Consider the following 17,101-nt stretch of genomic DNA (forward strand, 5'->3'; position numbering starts at 1 on the left):
TGAATTAAATTGATTGTTCGCCGCAAGTTACCGCATCCGCAGCTATTACTTGTTAGTTATGTTTGATAATTGAAAGTGAGAGTGAATCTGCATTTGTTTTACCCATGTAACCCTTCATAACAAGTGTGTAAAGAGCGCCCTTGCTAAACTGCAGTTGATATTGTTTCAAAATGTTGCCGCTTGTACTCGACCTGATCTTGATGTTTACAGTAGTATCTGCATAAAAGGCTTGAAATGCTCCGGAGCTGAGCAAGTTTTCCTGTGTGAGTTTCCCGGCATAAGACTTTGCAGCGATCACGACAGAATCTGCTGCTATATTCGATGGACGGTTGGTGAGCACTGTAAGCGAATCAGCATCTGGGCTTAAGTGTATCAAACGGATCTTCGATTGTTTTCCCAAACCTGTTGTATCAATTACATCTTCAACAAAAAAGTATTTCAGCTTATCGGCTGTTGCCGTATCAAACATAAAGAAAGAATAGTGGCCTCCTGTATTACTAAAAAACCAATTCGCCAATTGTATTGTGCCAAGCTGTAACCGGTAATTATTAAATCCGCTGTCAACAGAACTATAATTAGCCGGCACATTTAAACCAGTAAGATAATTGTAACTGCCAACTGTTTTCAGGTTCTGTAACACGTCAATACTTCCTGTGCCTGCTGATGCGTGAACAATATTTACTTGTATTTGCCTACCGGGTACAGCATCCTTTTTACAGGATTGAATGATGCATGCTGTACATAACAGGCATACTAAAACAACACAATAACTCTTCAATTCTTTATTCATAATGTTCACGGGTGGCAAATTTATTTATCGTAGCTCACTTTAAATTTTGAAAGATCGGGTTGATGTTTTCGTTTACGTTTTATTTCTTCTTCATAAATAACCTTGCCAAGATTTTCCAGGAAAGGCAACCCAACGGAATCGTAATCATATTTATCATCGTTGAGAATACCATCTTCATTGCAATAAACCGTCGCACTCAACATAAATTCGATGTTCTTTTCAAAATCAACAATGTAAGCTACATCAGTTAAGAATCCGTACGACCACCCTACTTTGTTAAAAATGCGGATGTGTTTTGGAAGGGATTCTTTCTTTTGCGTACCAAACATCAGGAACTTACAATAAGCATCAAAAAAATGAGCAGTATCGTACTCAGGAAATCTTGTTTCGGCTGGGAGCTGACTCATGTATTGGTAGAGAAACTTATAATCAGCTTCGTTGATATTGAAACGTCGCTCAGCTGGTACATCTTGCGGAAACAAAACACTGCGTAAAATATCATGAAGGTCTTTCAGATAGATCCTGTTCTTTCTGCTGAAATCCATGGCAGCATTTACCAATTGATCTTTTTCATCGAGATAGCCTTTTCCTAAAAAGTCTTTTCGGTTGATGTAATTGTAATTGCTCTTTGCCAACGGTTGCTCATACAAAACCCTGCCTGTGCTGTCACGAAAGCTTACGGGGTTTGTTGTACGGTGAAGTTCTTCCGGCATGGTAATAGCAAGCCGGCGAATGATCTGTACATCGCTATACCCTTTTGCTTTTAGTTGATCATATATGTATTGCTGACCCAAAAACTCGTAGAGCCGGTTATTGGCATCGTTATCACTCACCACAAATATTTTTTTGATGTAATGCTCAACTGTTGGCCGTCCGTCAGGCGAAGTTGGATCGTTATACACAGCCGTTAAACCTTCCTGTCCTTTTTCTGTGATCATAGTGGCATTACGATTGATGCCAAGTTGGTTCAGTTTCTCCAAAGCCAGAAAAGCCACCGGCATTTTCACAGTTGAAGCCGGGTAAAAATAATTGTCGGGTTTCAGGTTGAAATAATAGTCGGTGAAACGGGGTCTGTTCTTTTTGTCTCTTTCAATTCGGGTGTAAATGACCTTCACCCTCATGGAATCACGGTTGGCAAGCACCGTAGAAAAATGATCCGGATGCTGTTGCATCAGGTTTTCGAGAAAATTTTCGTTGGCAACCACTGTTTTAGCAGGTTTACAGGCGTTCAATATGAGCAACAGTACCAGGCTGAAACTGATAAAAACGACAGATTTGAACATGGCCAAAAATAGGACATAAACCCTAACCTCAAACAGCCTTAGAATAGTGGATAACAGCGATTTGGCGCCTGTTCGCTTTCGATATGAAACCCCTATCTTTGCCCTCCTTAAAAAATAAGAACCCAAATTATTATTCTACTATGGCACTGAAAGGTTTGGTTAGGTTTTTTGCGATCATGCTTATCCTCATTTCTGTTTGGCAATTAAGTTATACGTGGATTGTCAATAGTTTTGAACGCAAGCAAAAAGCCAGAGCTGAGAAATTTGTCAAGAACAATTTCGGAACTGCATCGAAAGAAACGAAAGACTCTGCAACGAACGCTGTCTACCGCAGGTACATCGACAGCTTAAAAGAAAAGGAACTACTTGATATTCCTGTTCTTTTTCCAAAGCTTACTTATCAAAAAGCAATTGAGCAGGAACTGAACCTTGGTTTGGATCTTCAAGGTGGTATGAACGTAACATTGGAAGTTGGTTTAGATGGTTTGATCCGTTCAATGAGTAACAATCCGAAAGATGTTACACTCAATAAAGCATTAGCAAGTGCCATAGAGTTGAAAAAGAACAGCGATGCTGATTTTGTAACACTTTTTGGACAGGCTTACAACACAGCTTCTTTAAATGGAAGACTTGCTCCTCTCTTTGCAGGCGGTAAAAACAAAACCATTAAGATCGATGCAAGTAACAGCACTGTTCTTGATGCCATTCGTGTTGAAGCAAGAGATGCCATTAAAAGAACTTACGATCGCTTAACTGCACGTATTGATCAGTTTGGCGTTGCTCAACCTAACATCAGCTTTGATGAGAATAAAGGTATCATCACTGTTGAATTAGCAGGTATTGATGATCCTGAGCGTGTTCGTAAATTCTTACAGGCTACAGCGAATCTTGAATTCTGGGATACCTATTCAAATGCTGATCCTGTTGTTGCACAAAGCATGGCACAAATAGACCAAAAGGTAAAAGCTTACCTGAGTGGTGCAACTGACACTACATCTGTAGATACAACGGGTGCTCCAAAAGTTGATACAACTGCAACTGCCGGTGCAAACAATAACCCTGTAACTTCTCTTTTTGCACCTAACCAGCCCGATGGTTCTGCTATGATCGGCATGATCCGTATTTCAGATACAGCAATGTTCTCGAAATATGTGAACCTCGATGTGGTAAAAAATTCTATCCCTTCTACTATGCGTTTCATGTATGGAGCAAAGGCAGAAGCTAAGAATAAGAGCGGCGAAAGCATGTTGCCGATCTACGTAATTAAGACTGTGCCCGGTACTGATCAACCAAAACTTACCGGTGAATATATAACTGATGCACGCCAGGACTTTGACCAACGTAACAACGAGGTTGAAGTACAAATGGAAATGAACACACGTGGTGCTGCCATTTGGGAAAAAATGACCGGTGATGCGTTTAATGGTAAATATGCCATTGCAATTGCACTTGATAACTATGTATACTCTGCTCCCGGTGTAAACAACGGCGCAATAAGCGGTGGTATTTCGCAGATCAGCGGAAGCTTTACTATCCAGGAAGCACAGGATCTTTCAAGCGTATTACGTACAGGTAAACTTCCTGCCCCTGCAAGAATCGTTCAGGAACAAGTTGTTGGACCAACACTTGGGGAAGAAGCTGTAAGAGGTGGATCATTATCATTCATCATTTCATTTGTGATCATCTTCATCCTCATGTTGCTTTATTACAACACAGGTGGATGGATCGCTAATATTGCCCTGATCCTAAACCTTCTGTTTACAGTTGGTGTGTTGAGTGCTTTTGGTGCAACATTAACAGCTGCAGGTATTGCCGGTTTGGTATTGACGATTGGTATGGCGGTTGATACAAACGTGATCATCTTTGAACGTATCAAAGAAGAGTTAACGAAAGGCAAGAGTTATCAAATGGCTGTTGAAGATGGTTACAGACGCTCATTGGCTCCGGTACTCGATGGCCACATCACTACCCTCTTAACATCATTCATCCTTTTGTACTTCGGTTTAGGCCCGGTAAAAGGTTTCGCAACTACACAGATCATCGGTATCCTGTTGAGCTTGTTCTGCGGTATCCTTGTATCAAGACTGATCACTGATATGTGGACGAACAAGAAACGCCACTTTGAATATTTCACTGCAGTTTCACGCCGCATCTTTGCACATGCTGCTTATAAGTTCATTGAGTTCCGTAAGTATACTTATATGATCTCTGCACTTGTGTTACTGTTAGGCATTGGTACGTTGTTCAATGGTTTTGATTATGGTGTTGAATTCCGTGGCGGTCGCAGCTACACTGTTAAGTTCGATCGTGAATTGAAGAATGAAGAAGTAGCAAACGAACTCAACAAAGTGTTTGGCAAGTATCCTATCATTAAAACCGTAGGAACTCCTAAGCAACTGAACATTACAACTGATTACATGATTGAACAACCTGGCCAGGATGTAGATGCGCAGGTTGAAACAAAATTATATGAAGGTTTAAAAACATTCTTACCTGCCGGCACAACGTACGAGCAGTTCAAGACTGGTTTCAAACAAAGTTCACAAACGGTACAACCTACCATTTCGGATGACTTGAAGAAAGGTGCGTTATGGGCAACCATTCTCGGTTTGCTGGTAATTACACTCTATATCTTTATCCGTTTCCGTGACTGGCGCTATTCAGTTGGTACAATTGTGGCCTTGCTGCATGACGTATTGGTAACATTGATCGTGTTCTCGTTCCTCCGTAACATTGTTCCGTTCCCGTTAGAGATCGATCAGCACTTTATTGCGGCGATCCTTACTGTAATTGGTTTCTCAATGAACGATACGGTGGTTGTATTCGACCGTGTTCGTGAATACAGTGCAAAAATGTTTGGACAGCCTAAAGGTGTAATTCTTAACAAAGCAATCAACGATACATTGGCACGTACTGTAATGACTTCATTAACAGTATTCTTAACCTTGTTAACGCTCTTCATCTTTGGTGGTGAAGTAACAAGAGGTTTTGCCTTTGCTATGTTGATTGGTGTTATTACCGGTGTTTATTCATCTGTGTTTGTTGCTGCACCAATCCTGATGGATTTTGCAAAAGATAAACCATTGGGTGAACCTGAAAAAGATAAAACACTTGCAAAAGCAAGACATTCTATCAGCTAATAATTTCAGAACAGACTACATAAAAAAAACCCGATCAAATGATCGGGTTTTTTATTTTAATGGAAGACTGAATGCGTGTTATCAACTCAGAACTTGCAACTCTCAATTTACCTAAAACCATTCCATTTTCTATTCTGCTTATCAAACACCCAATAAATACCATTTGAATATGAGAAATTAAATCGGGTTTCCAATTCAAACCGAACAGGCAATTTTATTACTATACTCAGATAGCCTGATTTAATATTGTATAATTCAATCTCTTTCTTTGTTATGTTCAGTAACCCGATTTCCGCACCCTTCATTCCTGTATAAATAATCGAACTTGTATTGTAGGTCTTTTCAAAATCAGCAAGTGATAATGTTGCCGCATCATTTGCATTTATGGCACCAAAGTGCAGTTGAATCGATTTACGTTTATCAGTTCCATCAGTTGAATAACAAACAATATTTAAACCATCAAGAAACAGCACTTCATTATCTTCCGTATTTAATACACCTGCACTGTTCTGATCGGGTTGATACAACCCTTCTTTTTTCTTATTCAGTTGTTCCGGCAAGCCATCTTTATTGAGCTCGTATGAAAACCATCCGAACTCTTGATAGGCATTTCCTTCCAGCTTTTTTGTTTTAGGGTTATACCAAAGGCCCCGTACATCAATTAATGTTTTCTGATCTTCAGCTGAAACAACTTTACCATTTGCATTAAAGATCACGAGCGGAAATTCTGCGTTACCTGCCTGTGCAGCATAGTACAATTTTTCTTTTGGGTTATAAGCAACCGATGCTCCATTAGCACCACCTTCCGGTATTGCCATGTCCATCACTTTTTCGGCTGAAATAATTTTCAGCTCTTTATTGCCGACATTTTTTTCATCTTTTGTGGCTTCGTTGCCTATTAAACCTGATACGGCAGCCGATTTTTTTTTCTGTGCTAAACTTTCACTAACTGTTAAAAGTGCAAGTGCAACTAAGGGAAGGAATATTTTTTTCATCAATACTTTTTTATGCTAGTTACAGCAATTTATTTCTTTTTTCAATACCGTGTAATGGGTACAAAAAAACTCCCCGCAGGGAGTTTGTAATTTTCTATAGAATGAATTCTGATTATACAGCAAAGCTGGTTCCGCAGCCACATGTCTTACTGGCGTTAGGATTGCTGAACGTAAAGCCACGATTGTTTAACCCATTATCCCAATCAATCTGCATACCGTGGAGATACATGCCATGGCTTTTATCCATGATGCAGGTAATACCTTCTATATCAAATAACTCATCTGCTTCTTTTTTCTCATCAAATTCAAGTACATAACTTAACCCTGAACAACCACCACCTTTTGCTCCCACACGCAGGTATTTACCTTCGGGCTGTTCCGTTGACAATCTTTTCAACTCGTTAATTGCAGTTGTGGTGAATGTAACCGGTACCATGCTTATCGTTTCCATACAAGTTTATTTATTGCAAATTTACGCAGTATTTGCCTTTCGTGTACAAACTGTCTGCAAACCTTGTTTTCAACTGCAAAAACCTATTTTTGCTTCAATTCAGTCTTTATGGATACAATTTATTATTACTTATTTGGTGGCGCTATCGTTGTATTTATTGCCTTAGGTTATTATTTGCGGGTAAAAGGCAGAAAAGAATTACTGGAAGAGCAACGCCAGGCAGCTTTACAGGAACAAGCCGTAAGACAACAACAGGCTGCTGCTCCCCAGCCACAACGAAAAGCACCGTCAACTAACCCTGAAATGCTCCGCTTGCAACTGCAGGCTTATGAACGCATGACCATATTATGCGAACGTATTGGCCTCAACAATTTGCTTGGACGTTTGCCCATCAATCAACTATCTGCTGTTGAATTGCAGAACCTGATGGTGCAATCGATCAAAACAGAATTCGAATACAATGTAAGTCAGCAATTATATGTTTCTAATGCTGCTTGGGATGGCGTTAAAAACCTGAAAGAACAGAATATTTTTATCATCAATGAGCTTGCTTCAACTTTACCACAGGGAGCAACAGGCGTTGATCTCAGTAAAAAGATTGTTGAGTTATTATCGCATGATGAACATGTATCCTTACAAAACATTGTGGCAACACTCATCAACAACGAAGCCAAACAATTGATGGGATAAACCATCTGCAACGATTGCCTGCTTATGGAAGAAAAAAAGATCTATACTGATTCGGGAATTGAAGTAAAGCCACTTTACAATGGAGCTGGTGAACAGGAATTACCCGGGCGGTTTCCCTTTACACGTGGCGTGCAGCCCGATATGTATCGTGGCAAACTCTGGACCATGCGCCAGTATGCAGGTTTCTCTACTGCAGAAGAAAGCAACAAACGCTATCATTATTTATTATCACAAGGTGTAAGTGGTTTAAGTGTGGCATTTGATCTGCCCACGCAAATTGGTTACGACAGTGATCATGCATTAGCTGAAGGCGAAGTTGGAAAAGTGGGTGTGGCCATTGATAGTATTGAAGATATTCAAACACTGTTTAATGGAATTAAACTGGAAGATGTATCCACGTCAATGACCATTAATGCCACTGGTTTTATTCTCCTCTCTTTGTACGTTGCCTTGGCAAAACAGCAAGGTGCTGATCTGAAAAAAATTACCGGCACTATCCAGAACGATATTTTAAAAGAATACGCTGCCAGAGGAACATACATCTATCCGCCCAAACCAAGCATGCGCATCATCACAGATATTTTTGAATGGTGCAGTCATGAATTACCAAAGTGGAATACGATCTCCATCAGCGGTTATCATATCCGTGAAGCAGGAAGCACAGCGGTACAGGAAATCGCATTTACATTAGCAAACGGAAAAGCATATGTAAAAGCAGCGTTAGAAAAAGGATTAGACATTAATGTATTTGGTAAACGTCTCTCCTTCTTCTTTAATGCACACAACAATTTGTTTGAAGAAGCCGCAAAGTTTCGTGCAGCACGCCGCATGTGGGCGCATATGATGAAAGAACTGGGTGCAACAGATCCTAAAGCCATGATGTTGCGTTTTCATACGCAAACAGGTGGCAGTACATTAACAGCACAGCAACCGCTCAATAATATTTCAAGAGTAACTATTCAAACATTAGCTGCGGTGTTGGGCGGTACGCAATCACTTCATACAAATGGGTATGATGAAGCATTGAGCTTGCCAACCGAAGAGGCTGCACGCATTGCGTTGCGCACACAGCAAATCGTAGCCTTTGAAAGCGGTGCACCTGATACGGTTGATCCATTGGCCGGTAGTTATTATGTGGAAGCTCTTACCAATGAAATTGAGCAAAAGGCTTGGGATCTCATTTCAAAAATCGACGTGATGGGCGGCAGTGTATCTGCTATTGAAGAAGGTTTTATACAGGATGAAATTGCAAGAAGTGCTTATGAGTACCAACGCAATATTGAGAATGGTTCCAAGATCATTGTTGGCGTTAATAGATTCCAGGTGAAGGAAGAAAACACTACACCTGTTTTCAGGATCGATGACAGCATCCGTGCTGTACAAACAGAAAAACTTCAACGCTTAAAAAATAACCGTGATCCCGGCAAAGTGGATCAATGTCTGCAGGAGATCAACGACAGAGCAGGCAGCGGCGAAAACCTGATGCCGGCAGTGATCACCGCAGTTGAAAATAAATGTACCCTTGGTGAAATTTCCGATGAGTTGAGGGCTGTATATGGTGAGTACAAATAAAAGATAGCTTATCACAATCAGTTCCCCAACTAATACAGGTTAGCCCGGCTCTTTGTATATTCATACATCTTTATTTAAAATTTCAACCATGGCAACTACCGATACATCAGCATCTCCAGTAATGAACGAGCATATTGCTGCTTTTTTGAAAGAGCAATCAGTTATCTCAATTGCCACAACCGTTAATGATGAGCCTTATTGCGCTTCTTGCTATTATGCGTTTGAACCAAGCCAGAATCTGCTTGTGTTTAAATCTGATTCAGATACAAAGCATATCGAGAATGCATTAAAAAATAATCTTGTAGCCGGAACCATTCTACCAGATAAAATTGTGAAAGCAAAAGTGAAGGGTGTACAGTTCAATGGAAAATTCATGAAGGCCGAAGGCAGTATTGGAAGCAAGGCCAAGGAAACCTATCTCAAAAAATTTCCTGTAGCAGGCCTCTTTCGTGGAGATATCTGGGTAATTGAAATAAGCCGTGTTAAGTTTACTGATAACACATTGGTATTTGGAAAAAAGTTATTGTGGGAACGATAAACGAATTGCTGATAATAGAAAGCGGATGTAATTGATACATCCGCTTTTTTTATTCAACAAAAGCCAGTTGTTGCCAATCATTCATCAGGCATTTTTCTGTATCTTCCTTCAAACAAACTGTTCGATGAAATATTTATTTGCACTTCTGTTTTTAGTTGCTACTTCAGTATATGCCCAGGAACCGCCTGCCTTCATTAAAGATAGCCTTGAACGCTACATTGAACGTGGTATGAAAGACTGGAACATACCCGGCCTTGCTATCACAATTGTAAAAGATGGGAAGATCGTTTTCATTAAAGGCTATGGCGTAAAAGAAGTGGGCAAACCTGAAAAAGTAGATGCGAATACACTATTCATTATTGCATCTAATTCAAAGTTGTTTACAGGTACCAGTCTTGCATTAGCTGAACATGAAAAAAAATTATCGCTGGATGACAAGGTAACAACACATATTCCATGGTTTAAGTTGTACGATTCAACATCAACCAAACTGGCAACCGTGAAAGATATGTTGTGCCATCGTTTAGGAACCAAAACATTCCAGGGCGATTTCACTTTCTGGAACAGCAACCTGCCAAAAGATTCCATCATCTGGAAAATGCGTTTGCTGAAACCGGAAGGAGAATTTCGCCAGAACTATGGATATTGTAATGCAGGCTTTTTGGTGGCAGGAGAAATCCTGCAAAAAGTTACCGGCAGCACATGGGAAAAATTTGTGCAGGATCGCATGCTTAATCCTATTGGCATGACGAATACTTATATGAACACTGCGGGTATGGCAAACCGGAAGAATGTGGCTGTTCCCTACTCCAACTCATTCGGCCCGTTGAGCAAATTGCCTTATGATGAAATCGACAATCTGGGTCCGGCAACAAGTATGATCAGTTGTGTGAATGATCTCAGCAAATGGCTCATGTTTCAATTAGATAGCGGAAAGATCAATGGTCAATCTGTTATTCCATGGCAGGTGTTACAAAAAACAAGAGATGGAAATATATTGACAGGCACACGAAAATCGCCTTACTACCCTACTCATTTCCGTGCGTATGGTTTAGGTGAATACATGACGGATTACAATGGCAGGCAAGTGTACTGGCATACAGGCGGTGCGTTTGGTTTTGTTACCAATGTATGTTTTATACCGGAAGAAAAACTCGGTATCAGTATTTTGACCAACAACGATAACCAGAATTTCTTTGAAGCATTGCGCTACCAGATCATGGATGCCTACTTAGGTGTTCCTTATGTTGACAGAAGCAAATTCTTACTACAGTTTCAACAACAGGATCAGGTGTTGAACGATTCAAAAATGAAAGGCTGGGAAGAACGGGCGAAGAAAAAACCAAGTTTACCGGTAAGTGCAGATGCATTTGTTGGAACCTATTACAATCATGTGTATGGTAACATGCAGATCGTTAAAGAGAATAATGAGTTAACCGTGTTGTTGAGTCATCATCCAAAACTGAAAGGCAAACTTGAATACATAGACAATAAAAATTTCTTACTTACCTGGAACCATCCGTCGTACGGAAAGTTTGCTGTACCATTTGAGATCAAGAACAACAAAGTATCAGCGATCGAAATAAAAGCATCTGACTTTGTGGAATACGATGGCTATGTATTTCTTAAAAACTAATGTTCAATTCCAACTAAACAATAAAGCATGATGAGAAAACTATTTTCGTTTATCGTTTTGTGCGCCGCTGTTTCATCAGCGTCTGCACAAAACATTCAGCAATTGATCGATCAGAAAGCAAAAGCATTGCTACCTAAAGTAATTGAATGGCGCAGGCATATTCATCAAAATCCTGAACTGGGTAACCGTGAGTTCAAAACGATGGAATACATCGCTGCACATTTACGAAGCCTTGGACTGGAAGTAAAAACAGGCGTTGCTAAAACAGGTGTGGTTGCTATACTGAAAGGAGGGAAACCTGGTCCTGTGGTTGCGTTGCGTGCAGATATTGATGGACTGCCAATCAAAGAACGTGTTGATGTTCCTTACAAATCAACTGTGATGGCTGATTACCTTGGTCAGCAAGTTCCCGTAATGCATGCCTGCGGACATGATACGCATGTTGCCATTTTAATGGGTACTGCTGAAGTGTTGGCATCGATGAAAAAAGATGTAACAGGTACAGTGAAATTTATTTTCCAACCTGCAGAAGAAGGTCCTCCAGGCGATGAAGAAGGCGGCGCTGCCTTGATGGTTAAAGAAGGTGTAATGGACAACCCGAAAGTAGATGCAATTTTTGGTTTGCACATTTCAGCTGACACAGAAATTGGAAAGATCACATATAAGAGCGGTGCATTTATGGCCAGCAGCGATTGGTTTACCATTAAAGTAAAAGGTAAAGGAGCACATGGTTCTGCTCCATGGACGGGTATTGATCCCATCATGATCTCGGCACAAATTATTAATGGTTTGCAAACTATTGTAAGCCGTAGTTCCGACTTAACAAAAGCGCCCGTTGTAATTACAGTAGGTAAATTCAACGGCGGGGTTCGTGAAAATATCATTCCTGAAGAAGTGAGCTTCAGTGGCACGATCCGCACACTCGACAGTAAAATGCAAAAAGAAGTTCATGAAAAAATAAAGCAAGTAGCACAAACGATTGCCAGTGCTTATGGTGCAACGGCAGAAGTGGTGATCGATACGAAAACATTGGTGACATACAATACACCTGCACTTGTTACAAATACATTGCCTTCTTTGCAACGGGCAGCAGGCAATGAAAATACGGTAGAAGAAACCTGGACAACAGGAGCAGAAGACTTTTCCTATTTCGGTGAAAAAGCTCCCGCATTTTTCTTTAATCTTGGTGGTATGCCAAAAGGTGCACAACCGACCGGACATCATACGCCCGATTTTATAATTGACGACAGTATGCTGGATGTAGGGGTAAAAGCTTTTTGCAATATTGTATTTGATTATGGGAAGATGAAGAAGTAAACAGCAATAGAAACAAGGATTGAACTGATTAAAGCGGATAAGCACAGATTTCTTCTGTGCTTATCCGCTTTATCCGTGTTAGCTGCGACTCTATTTATCTTTTCAAAAATTTATTCTTCAACAATTGCTCCAGCACATCTTCTTTTTCATTCCGACTGATTGGAATCCGATGCTCAGCAATACGTATCTCGTTTCCACCAATAGCTTCGATCCTCGCTGCATTTACAATAAACGATTTGTGCGTTTTGATGAATTGCGATGCGGGTAAATATTCTTCCACCGATTTCATCGTGAGATAGCTGATGTATTTCTTTTCCTTCGTATAAATGCATACATAATTCTGCAATGCTTCCACATACTGTATATCATTGAAGGCGATGCGCACAAAGCGGTTATCGGCCTTGATATAAAAATCTGTTTGTTGCTCTGCAGTTTCAGCGGCTTTGTTTTGTTGACGCAGTTCGTAATATTCTTTTGCTTTCATGGCCGCTTTCAGAAAACGATCGAATGAAATTGGTTTCACCAAATAATCCAAGGCATTCAGTTCAAACCCATCCAATGCATATTGCGGATAAGCAGTGGTAAAAATAACCGGCGGTGCCTGTTGCAGTGTTTTAAAAAAATCAATGCCAGTGATCTTTGGCATTTGTATATCAAGCAACAACAATTGCACTTCGCCTTTACTGATGAGATCGGCTGCTTTCAACGGATGATCAAACTCTCCCACCAGTTGCAGAAAATCTACATCAGCAACATACTCCTTTAATCCCTTACGGGCAAGCGGCTCATCATCGATGATCACAACTTTAATTAACATTAGACATGCAGTTTAAGATGAACAGAATAAACCTCCCCCCCATTTTGTATGTTGAGATCATACTTGCCGGGATATAATAATTCCAATCTTCGTTTTACATTCTGCAAACCAATACCACCATTCTTTTCAATTGAAATCGCATCTTCTTTTGAATTCTCTACCTGAAAATCCAATGTGCCCTTTGTTTTGGAGAGTTTCACTTTTACATAATTCGTTTCATTACTTCGATGTGAAATATGTTTGAAAGCATTTTCAACAAACGATACTAAAAGCAAAGGTTCAATCGAAAATCCTTTCACTTCGGTATCTGCTGAAAAATCTACTTTGTATTGATCATCCTTCCGCAGTTTTTGTAAGGCTACGTAATCATTTAAAAAGTCGATCTCTTTTTCAATCGGTATTTTATCACCACCGGCTTCGTATAACTGGTAACGCAACATGTCCGAAAATTTATGCAGCGCTTCTCTTGCTTCTTTGTTTTCTTTGTCGATCAAAAAATAAACAGCGTTGATGGAGTTGAACAGGAAATGCGGATTGATCTGTGACTTTAAAAAACTCAATTCGGCCTCTGCTTTTTCTTTTGCCATATCGGCCATCTTTTTTTGCATGGCGGTGTAATCAAACATCAACTTAAAGGCAGCGCCTGCTAAAACCAGGAAGAAATGTGGTATTACATTGTCATACACTCTGCCTTTCCAATTGCCGGAAATATTCAGCAAAGCAGGGTTATTGGTCATGCGGCCAATGATATTCATCTTTAACAGGCTGCTCAAAACAATTAAGCTGATCAGTATAACAGCAAACAAAACATACTTCTTCTTATAAAGCAGTTTAGGAATAAGAACATAGTTGGTGAAATATACCAATGCCGCCAAATCTATCACTTTAATAAGTGTAACTTTAAATGCAGTGGCGGGAAGACTATACCCTTCGTACCGGAACAGAAACCATGTGCCGAACACCAGCATCCAGATAAGTACATGATGCAGTTTATACTTCAAAAAAAATGGTGCGTTATGCATAGTTCAAAATAAATGTACAAAATCCGCCTGTTAAAACCGATTACAGTTCCTGTTGCTTTTTGCTGACGAAATGCAAACCTGCCGTTGGTCAAGCAACAAGTGCTGCTGGTGTAAATGAATTGGACGATCATTTTATTTGTTCAAGATTTGTACTACAAACCAAATTTGCCATGAACCATATCATCACTCTTGCAATTCTTCTGTTTACCAATCTCCCAATCATTTCCTGTGCGCAACAGCAATCAACAAACGACATTAAAGTTGATGTGGGAGGTTGCGAAGGATGTGAAGCCATTTATGAAAGCCCGATTCCATTCGACAAATTAGAACCAATGGTATGGCTCCCCGATTGGAACTTACCGGGACAAAAACTTGCCGTTAACGGAACGGTGTATAAAGCTGATGGTAAAACACCTGCTGAAGGAGTGATCATCTATATTTATCATACTGACCATACGGGTGTTTATCCGCAAAAAGGAGATGAAATAGGCTGGGCCAAGCGACATGGTTATTTACGGGGCTGGATGAAGACCGATAAGAATGGCTTTTATAAATTCTTTACGCTTCGTCCGGGATCTTATCCCAACAGTAAGAGTCCGGCACATATTCATATCACCATTAAAGAGCCGGGCAAACAAGAATACTGGATCGATGAATTTGTATTTGATAATGATCCCTTCCTTACAACAGAAGAACGAAGTCGTTTACAAAACCGTGGTGGCAGTGGTATACTTACGATAAAACCCGGAGGCAGTTTGGTAAAAGCAGAACGCAACATTTACTTGGGAAGAAATATTCCGGGTTATCCTAAATAAAAAACATTAATCATTAAACCTTATCCAATGGTCTGCATGGTTGCAAACCGTCAGACCACACTCATCACTTCACATAATTTCTTGCACCAAATAACAAACTACCTATTCGCACCATATTACTTCCTTCTTCCATTGCAATTTTATAATCGCCACTCATACCCATTGAGAGAATGGTGAATGATGAATGGTGATCTGTGAATTTTGAAGCGCTTTCAGTAAATAAAGATTTTAAATAGCGGAACTCTCGTCTTACTTTTTCTAAGTCATCACTGAAACTAGCCATCCCCATTAAACCACAAATCTGTACGTTTGGAATTTTCAAATTTTCAAATTCACCAATTATCAAATTAAGTTCGTTTTCGTCTAACCCAAACTTGGTTTCTTCCTGCGCAATATGCACCTGCAAAAGCACATCGATCACCCGGTTGTTCTTTGCTGCTTCCTTGTTGATCTCTTTCAGCAATTTGAAACTGTCAACGCCATGGATCAAATGCACAAAGGGCGCAATGTATTTTACTTTATTACTTTGCAAGTGACCAATAAAATGCCAGCGGATATCTTTTGGTAATGCAGCTTGTTTTTCAATCACCTCCTGCACATAATTTTCGCCAAAGTCACGTTGACCTGATTCGTATAATTTAAGAATGGCTTCAACGGGCTGAATTTTACTGACTGCTACCAGGGTAACCTTCTTTGCATCTAATTCCTGCCTGATCGATTGGTATGCTTCTGTATTAACTGCCATTGCACAAAGTTGCTGAAAATAAAAATGTGCTGATCATTTTCAAATCAGCACATTCACAAATTTTCAAATGATGTTTATTTCAAAATACCTCTGCTGATAACGATGCGCTGTACTTCACTTGTGCCTTCGTAGATCTGGGTGATCTTGGCATCACGCATTAAACGCTCCACATGATATTCCTTTACAAACCCATAACCACCATGTACCTGCACCGCTTCAGTAGCGGTCCACATTGCAGTTTCGCTGGCAAATACTTTCGCCATTGATGAGCTGAGTGTGTAATCGATGCCATTATCTTTTTCCCATGCAGCTTTCAAACATAGTAAACGGGAACCTTCAATGCGGGTTGCCATATCAGCAAGCTTAAACTGAATAGCCTGATGGTGCATGATCTCTTTACCAAATGCTTTACGTTGTTTGGAATAAGCCAATGCCAGCTCATACGCACCACTTGCAATACCAAGCGCCTGCGCAGCAATACCTATACGCCCGCCTGCAAGCGTCTTCATCGCAAACTTGAAACCGAAACCATCTTCACCAATGCGGTTTTCCTTGGGCACTTTTACATCTTGAAAAGAAATGCTGTGCGTATCACTTCCACGAATACCGAGTTTATTTTCTTTCGCACCAACCGTTACACCGGGCCAGCTTTTCTCAACAATAAACGCATTAATACCTTTGCTGCCTTTAGATCGATCGGTTTGTGCAATCACGAGATAAACTGAAGCAGAATTACCGTTAGTTATCCAGTTTTTTATCCCATTAATTACATAATGATCGCCTTTATCTTCGGCAGTGGTTTGTTGAGACGTGGCATCGCTTCCAGCCTCCGGTTCGCTCAACAAAAATGCGCCGATGTATAATTCGCCATCTTTCTTACCCTGGGCAAGTGGCGTCAGATATTTTTGCTTTTGTTCTTCACTCCCGTACTCCTGCAAGCCATAACAGACGAGGCTGTTGTTTACGCTCATACACACACTCACACTTGCATCGATCTTGCTGATCTCTTCCATTGCCAGCACGTAACTAACTGTATCCATGCCAGAGCCACCGTACTCCGGTTTTACCATCATGCCCATAAAACCAAGATCGGCCAGTTTGCTGATCTGTTCTTTCGGAAATTTCTGTAATTCATCCCGATCAATAACGCCGGGTAAACATTCTGTTTTGGCAAAATCTCGGGCAGCTTTTTGAATCATCAACTGCTCCTCTGTTAATTCAAAGTGCATATAGAGTTTAAAAGTTTGCGGCAAAGATAAGGGATACTAACAGTTGAAAGTTTTAGTCCTT

General features: G+C 40.3%; 15 protein-coding genes. 7 read left to right on the top strand and 8 right to left on the bottom strand.

Annotated features, from left to right (window positions below):
- Window positions 1–52: 52 nt before the first annotated feature.
- Window positions 53–790 carry a DUF4397 domain-containing protein gene (locus tag WG954_RS17635; protein WP_340438922.1) on the bottom strand — a complete coding sequence of 246 codons (738 nt, stop codon included), beginning with the start codon at window positions 788–790 and terminating at the stop codon, window positions 53–55.
- A 20-nt stretch (window positions 791–810) separates the two neighbouring features.
- Entirely contained in the window at window positions 811–2,073 is a 1,263-nt protein-coding gene (locus tag WG954_RS17640) for a serine hydrolase (protein ID WP_340438115.1), read from the bottom strand.
- A gap of 140 nt (window positions 2,074–2,213) precedes the next feature.
- Between WG954_RS17640 and secDF the strand changes: the two genes are divergently transcribed.
- Window positions 2,214–5,213, top strand: a complete 3,000-nt coding sequence (gene secDF / locus WG954_RS17645; protein WP_340438116.1) for a protein translocase subunit SecDF — start codon at window positions 2,214–2,216, stop codon at window positions 5,211–5,213.
- A 107-nt stretch (window positions 5,214–5,320) separates the two neighbouring features.
- On the opposite strand, the gene WG954_RS17650 is transcribed toward secDF, so the two are convergent.
- Window positions 5,321–6,208, bottom strand: a complete 888-nt coding sequence (locus WG954_RS17650) for a hypothetical protein (RefSeq protein ID WP_340438118.1) — start codon at window positions 6,206–6,208, stop codon at window positions 5,321–5,323.
- A gap of 112 nt (window positions 6,209–6,320) precedes the next feature.
- Window positions 6,321–6,659, bottom strand: a complete 339-nt coding sequence (locus WG954_RS17655) for a HesB/IscA family protein (protein ID WP_340438120.1) — start codon at window positions 6,657–6,659, stop codon at window positions 6,321–6,323.
- Between the two features lie 108 nt (window positions 6,660–6,767).
- Between WG954_RS17655 and WG954_RS17660 the strand changes: the two genes are divergently transcribed.
- The 5 genes from WG954_RS17660 (at window position 6,768) to WG954_RS17680 (ending at window position 12,412) form a co-directional block, all read left to right on the top strand.
- A complete protein-coding gene (locus tag WG954_RS17660) occupies window positions 6,768–7,349 on the top strand; it encodes a DUF7935 family protein (protein ID WP_340438121.1) in 582 nt (193 codons plus the stop codon).
- A gap of 24 nt (window positions 7,350–7,373) precedes the next feature.
- Entirely contained in the window at window positions 7,374–8,921 is a 1,548-nt protein-coding gene (locus WG954_RS17665) for an acyl-CoA mutase large subunit family protein (protein ID WP_340438122.1), read from the top strand.
- An 88-nt stretch (window positions 8,922–9,009) separates the two neighbouring features.
- Window positions 9,010–9,459, top strand: coding sequence for a pyridoxamine 5'-phosphate oxidase family protein (locus WG954_RS17670; RefSeq protein ID WP_340438123.1), 450 nt, complete (start codon window positions 9,010–9,012; stop codon window positions 9,457–9,459).
- A 124-nt stretch (window positions 9,460–9,583) separates the two neighbouring features.
- Window positions 9,584–11,095 carry a serine hydrolase gene (locus WG954_RS17675; protein WP_340438124.1) on the top strand — a complete coding sequence of 504 codons (1,512 nt, stop codon included), beginning with the start codon at window positions 9,584–9,586 and terminating at the stop codon, window positions 11,093–11,095.
- A 27-nt stretch (window positions 11,096–11,122) separates the two neighbouring features.
- Window positions 11,123–12,412 (top strand): amidohydrolase, encoded by a 1,290-nt coding sequence (locus WG954_RS17680; RefSeq protein WP_340438125.1) that lies wholly within the window; start codon window positions 11,123–11,125, stop codon window positions 12,410–12,412.
- A gap of 94 nt (window positions 12,413–12,506) precedes the next feature.
- Here WG954_RS17680 and WG954_RS17685 read toward each other — a convergent pair whose 3' ends face one another.
- Window positions 12,507–13,229 (bottom strand): LytR/AlgR family response regulator transcription factor, encoded by a 723-nt coding sequence (locus tag WG954_RS17685; RefSeq protein WP_340438126.1) that lies wholly within the window; start codon window positions 13,227–13,229, stop codon window positions 12,507–12,509.
- On the bottom strand, window positions 13,229–14,230 hold the full coding sequence (locus WG954_RS17690) for a sensor histidine kinase (protein WP_340438127.1): 1,002 nt from the start codon (window positions 14,228–14,230) through the stop codon (window positions 13,229–13,231). The genes WG954_RS17685 and WG954_RS17690 overlap by 1 nt, the downstream gene beginning before the upstream one ends.
- A gap of 191 nt (window positions 14,231–14,421) precedes the next feature.
- On the opposite strand from WG954_RS17690, the gene WG954_RS17695 reads away from it, so the two are divergent.
- A complete protein-coding gene (locus WG954_RS17695; RefSeq protein ID WP_340438128.1) occupies window positions 14,422–15,066 on the top strand; it encodes a dioxygenase family protein in 645 nt (214 codons plus the stop codon).
- A 64-nt stretch (window positions 15,067–15,130) separates the two neighbouring features.
- On the opposite strand, the gene WG954_RS17700 is transcribed toward WG954_RS17695, so the two are convergent.
- Both WG954_RS17700 and WG954_RS17705 read right to left on the bottom strand, forming a co-directional pair.
- On the bottom strand, window positions 15,131–15,811 hold the full coding sequence (locus WG954_RS17700) for a YggS family pyridoxal phosphate-dependent enzyme (protein WP_340438130.1): 681 nt from the start codon (window positions 15,809–15,811) through the stop codon (window positions 15,131–15,133).
- A 74-nt stretch (window positions 15,812–15,885) separates the two neighbouring features.
- Window positions 15,886–17,040 (bottom strand): acyl-CoA dehydrogenase family protein, encoded by a 1,155-nt coding sequence (locus tag WG954_RS17705; RefSeq protein ID WP_340438131.1) that lies wholly within the window; start codon window positions 17,038–17,040, stop codon window positions 15,886–15,888.
- Window positions 17,041–17,101: the final 61 nt, after the last annotated feature.

Source organism: Lacibacter sp. H375 (genome assembly GCF_037892425.1).
GTDB lineage: Bacteria > Bacteroidota > Bacteroidia > Chitinophagales > Chitinophagaceae > Lacibacter.

What these genes read in the sequence shown, in the direction of transcription:
- secDF (WP_340438116.1), top strand. Translation starts at nt 2,214, where the DNA reads ATGGCACTGAAAGGTTTGGTTAGGTTTTTTGCGATCATGCTTATCCTC.
- WG954_RS17680 (WP_340438125.1), top strand. Translation starts at nt 11,123, where the DNA reads ATGATGAGAAAACTATTTTCGTTTATCGTTTTGTGCGCCGCTGTTTCA.
- WG954_RS17670 (WP_340438123.1), top strand. Translation starts at nt 9,010, where the DNA reads ATGGCAACTACCGATACATCAGCATCTCCAGTAATGAACGAGCATATT.
- WG954_RS17675 (WP_340438124.1), top strand. Translation starts at nt 9,584, where the DNA reads ATGAAATATTTATTTGCACTTCTGTTTTTAGTTGCTACTTCAGTATAT.
- WG954_RS17655 (WP_340438120.1), bottom strand. Translation starts at nt 6,659, where the DNA reads ATGGAAACGATAAGCATGGTACCGGTTACATTCACCACAACTGCAATT.
- WG954_RS17640 (WP_340438115.1), bottom strand. Translation starts at nt 2,073, where the DNA reads ATGTTCAAATCTGTCGTTTTTATCAGTTTCAGCCTGGTACTGTTGCTC.
- WG954_RS17700 (WP_340438130.1), bottom strand. Translation starts at nt 15,811, where the DNA reads ATGGCAGTTAATACAGAAGCATACCAATCGATCAGGCAGGAATTAGAT.
- WG954_RS17665 (WP_340438122.1), top strand. Translation starts at nt 7,374, where the DNA reads ATGGAAGAAAAAAAGATCTATACTGATTCGGGAATTGAAGTAAAGCCA.
- WG954_RS17695 (WP_340438128.1), top strand. Translation starts at nt 14,422, where the DNA reads ATGAACCATATCATCACTCTTGCAATTCTTCTGTTTACCAATCTCCCA.
- WG954_RS17660 (WP_340438121.1), top strand. Translation starts at nt 6,768, where the DNA reads ATGGATACAATTTATTATTACTTATTTGGTGGCGCTATCGTTGTATTT.
- WG954_RS17685 (WP_340438126.1), bottom strand. Translation starts at nt 13,229, where the DNA reads ATGTTAATTAAAGTTGTGATCATCGATGATGAGCCGCTTGCCCGTAAG.
- WG954_RS17635 (WP_340438922.1), bottom strand. Translation starts at nt 790, where the DNA reads ATGAATAAAGAATTGAAGAGTTATTGTGTTGTTTTAGTATGCCTGTTA.
- WG954_RS17650 (WP_340438118.1), bottom strand. Translation starts at nt 6,208, where the DNA reads ATGAAAAAAATATTCCTTCCCTTAGTTGCACTTGCACTTTTAACAGTT.
- WG954_RS17705 (WP_340438131.1), bottom strand. Translation starts at nt 17,040, where the DNA reads ATGCACTTTGAATTAACAGAGGAGCAGTTGATGATTCAAAAAGCTGCC.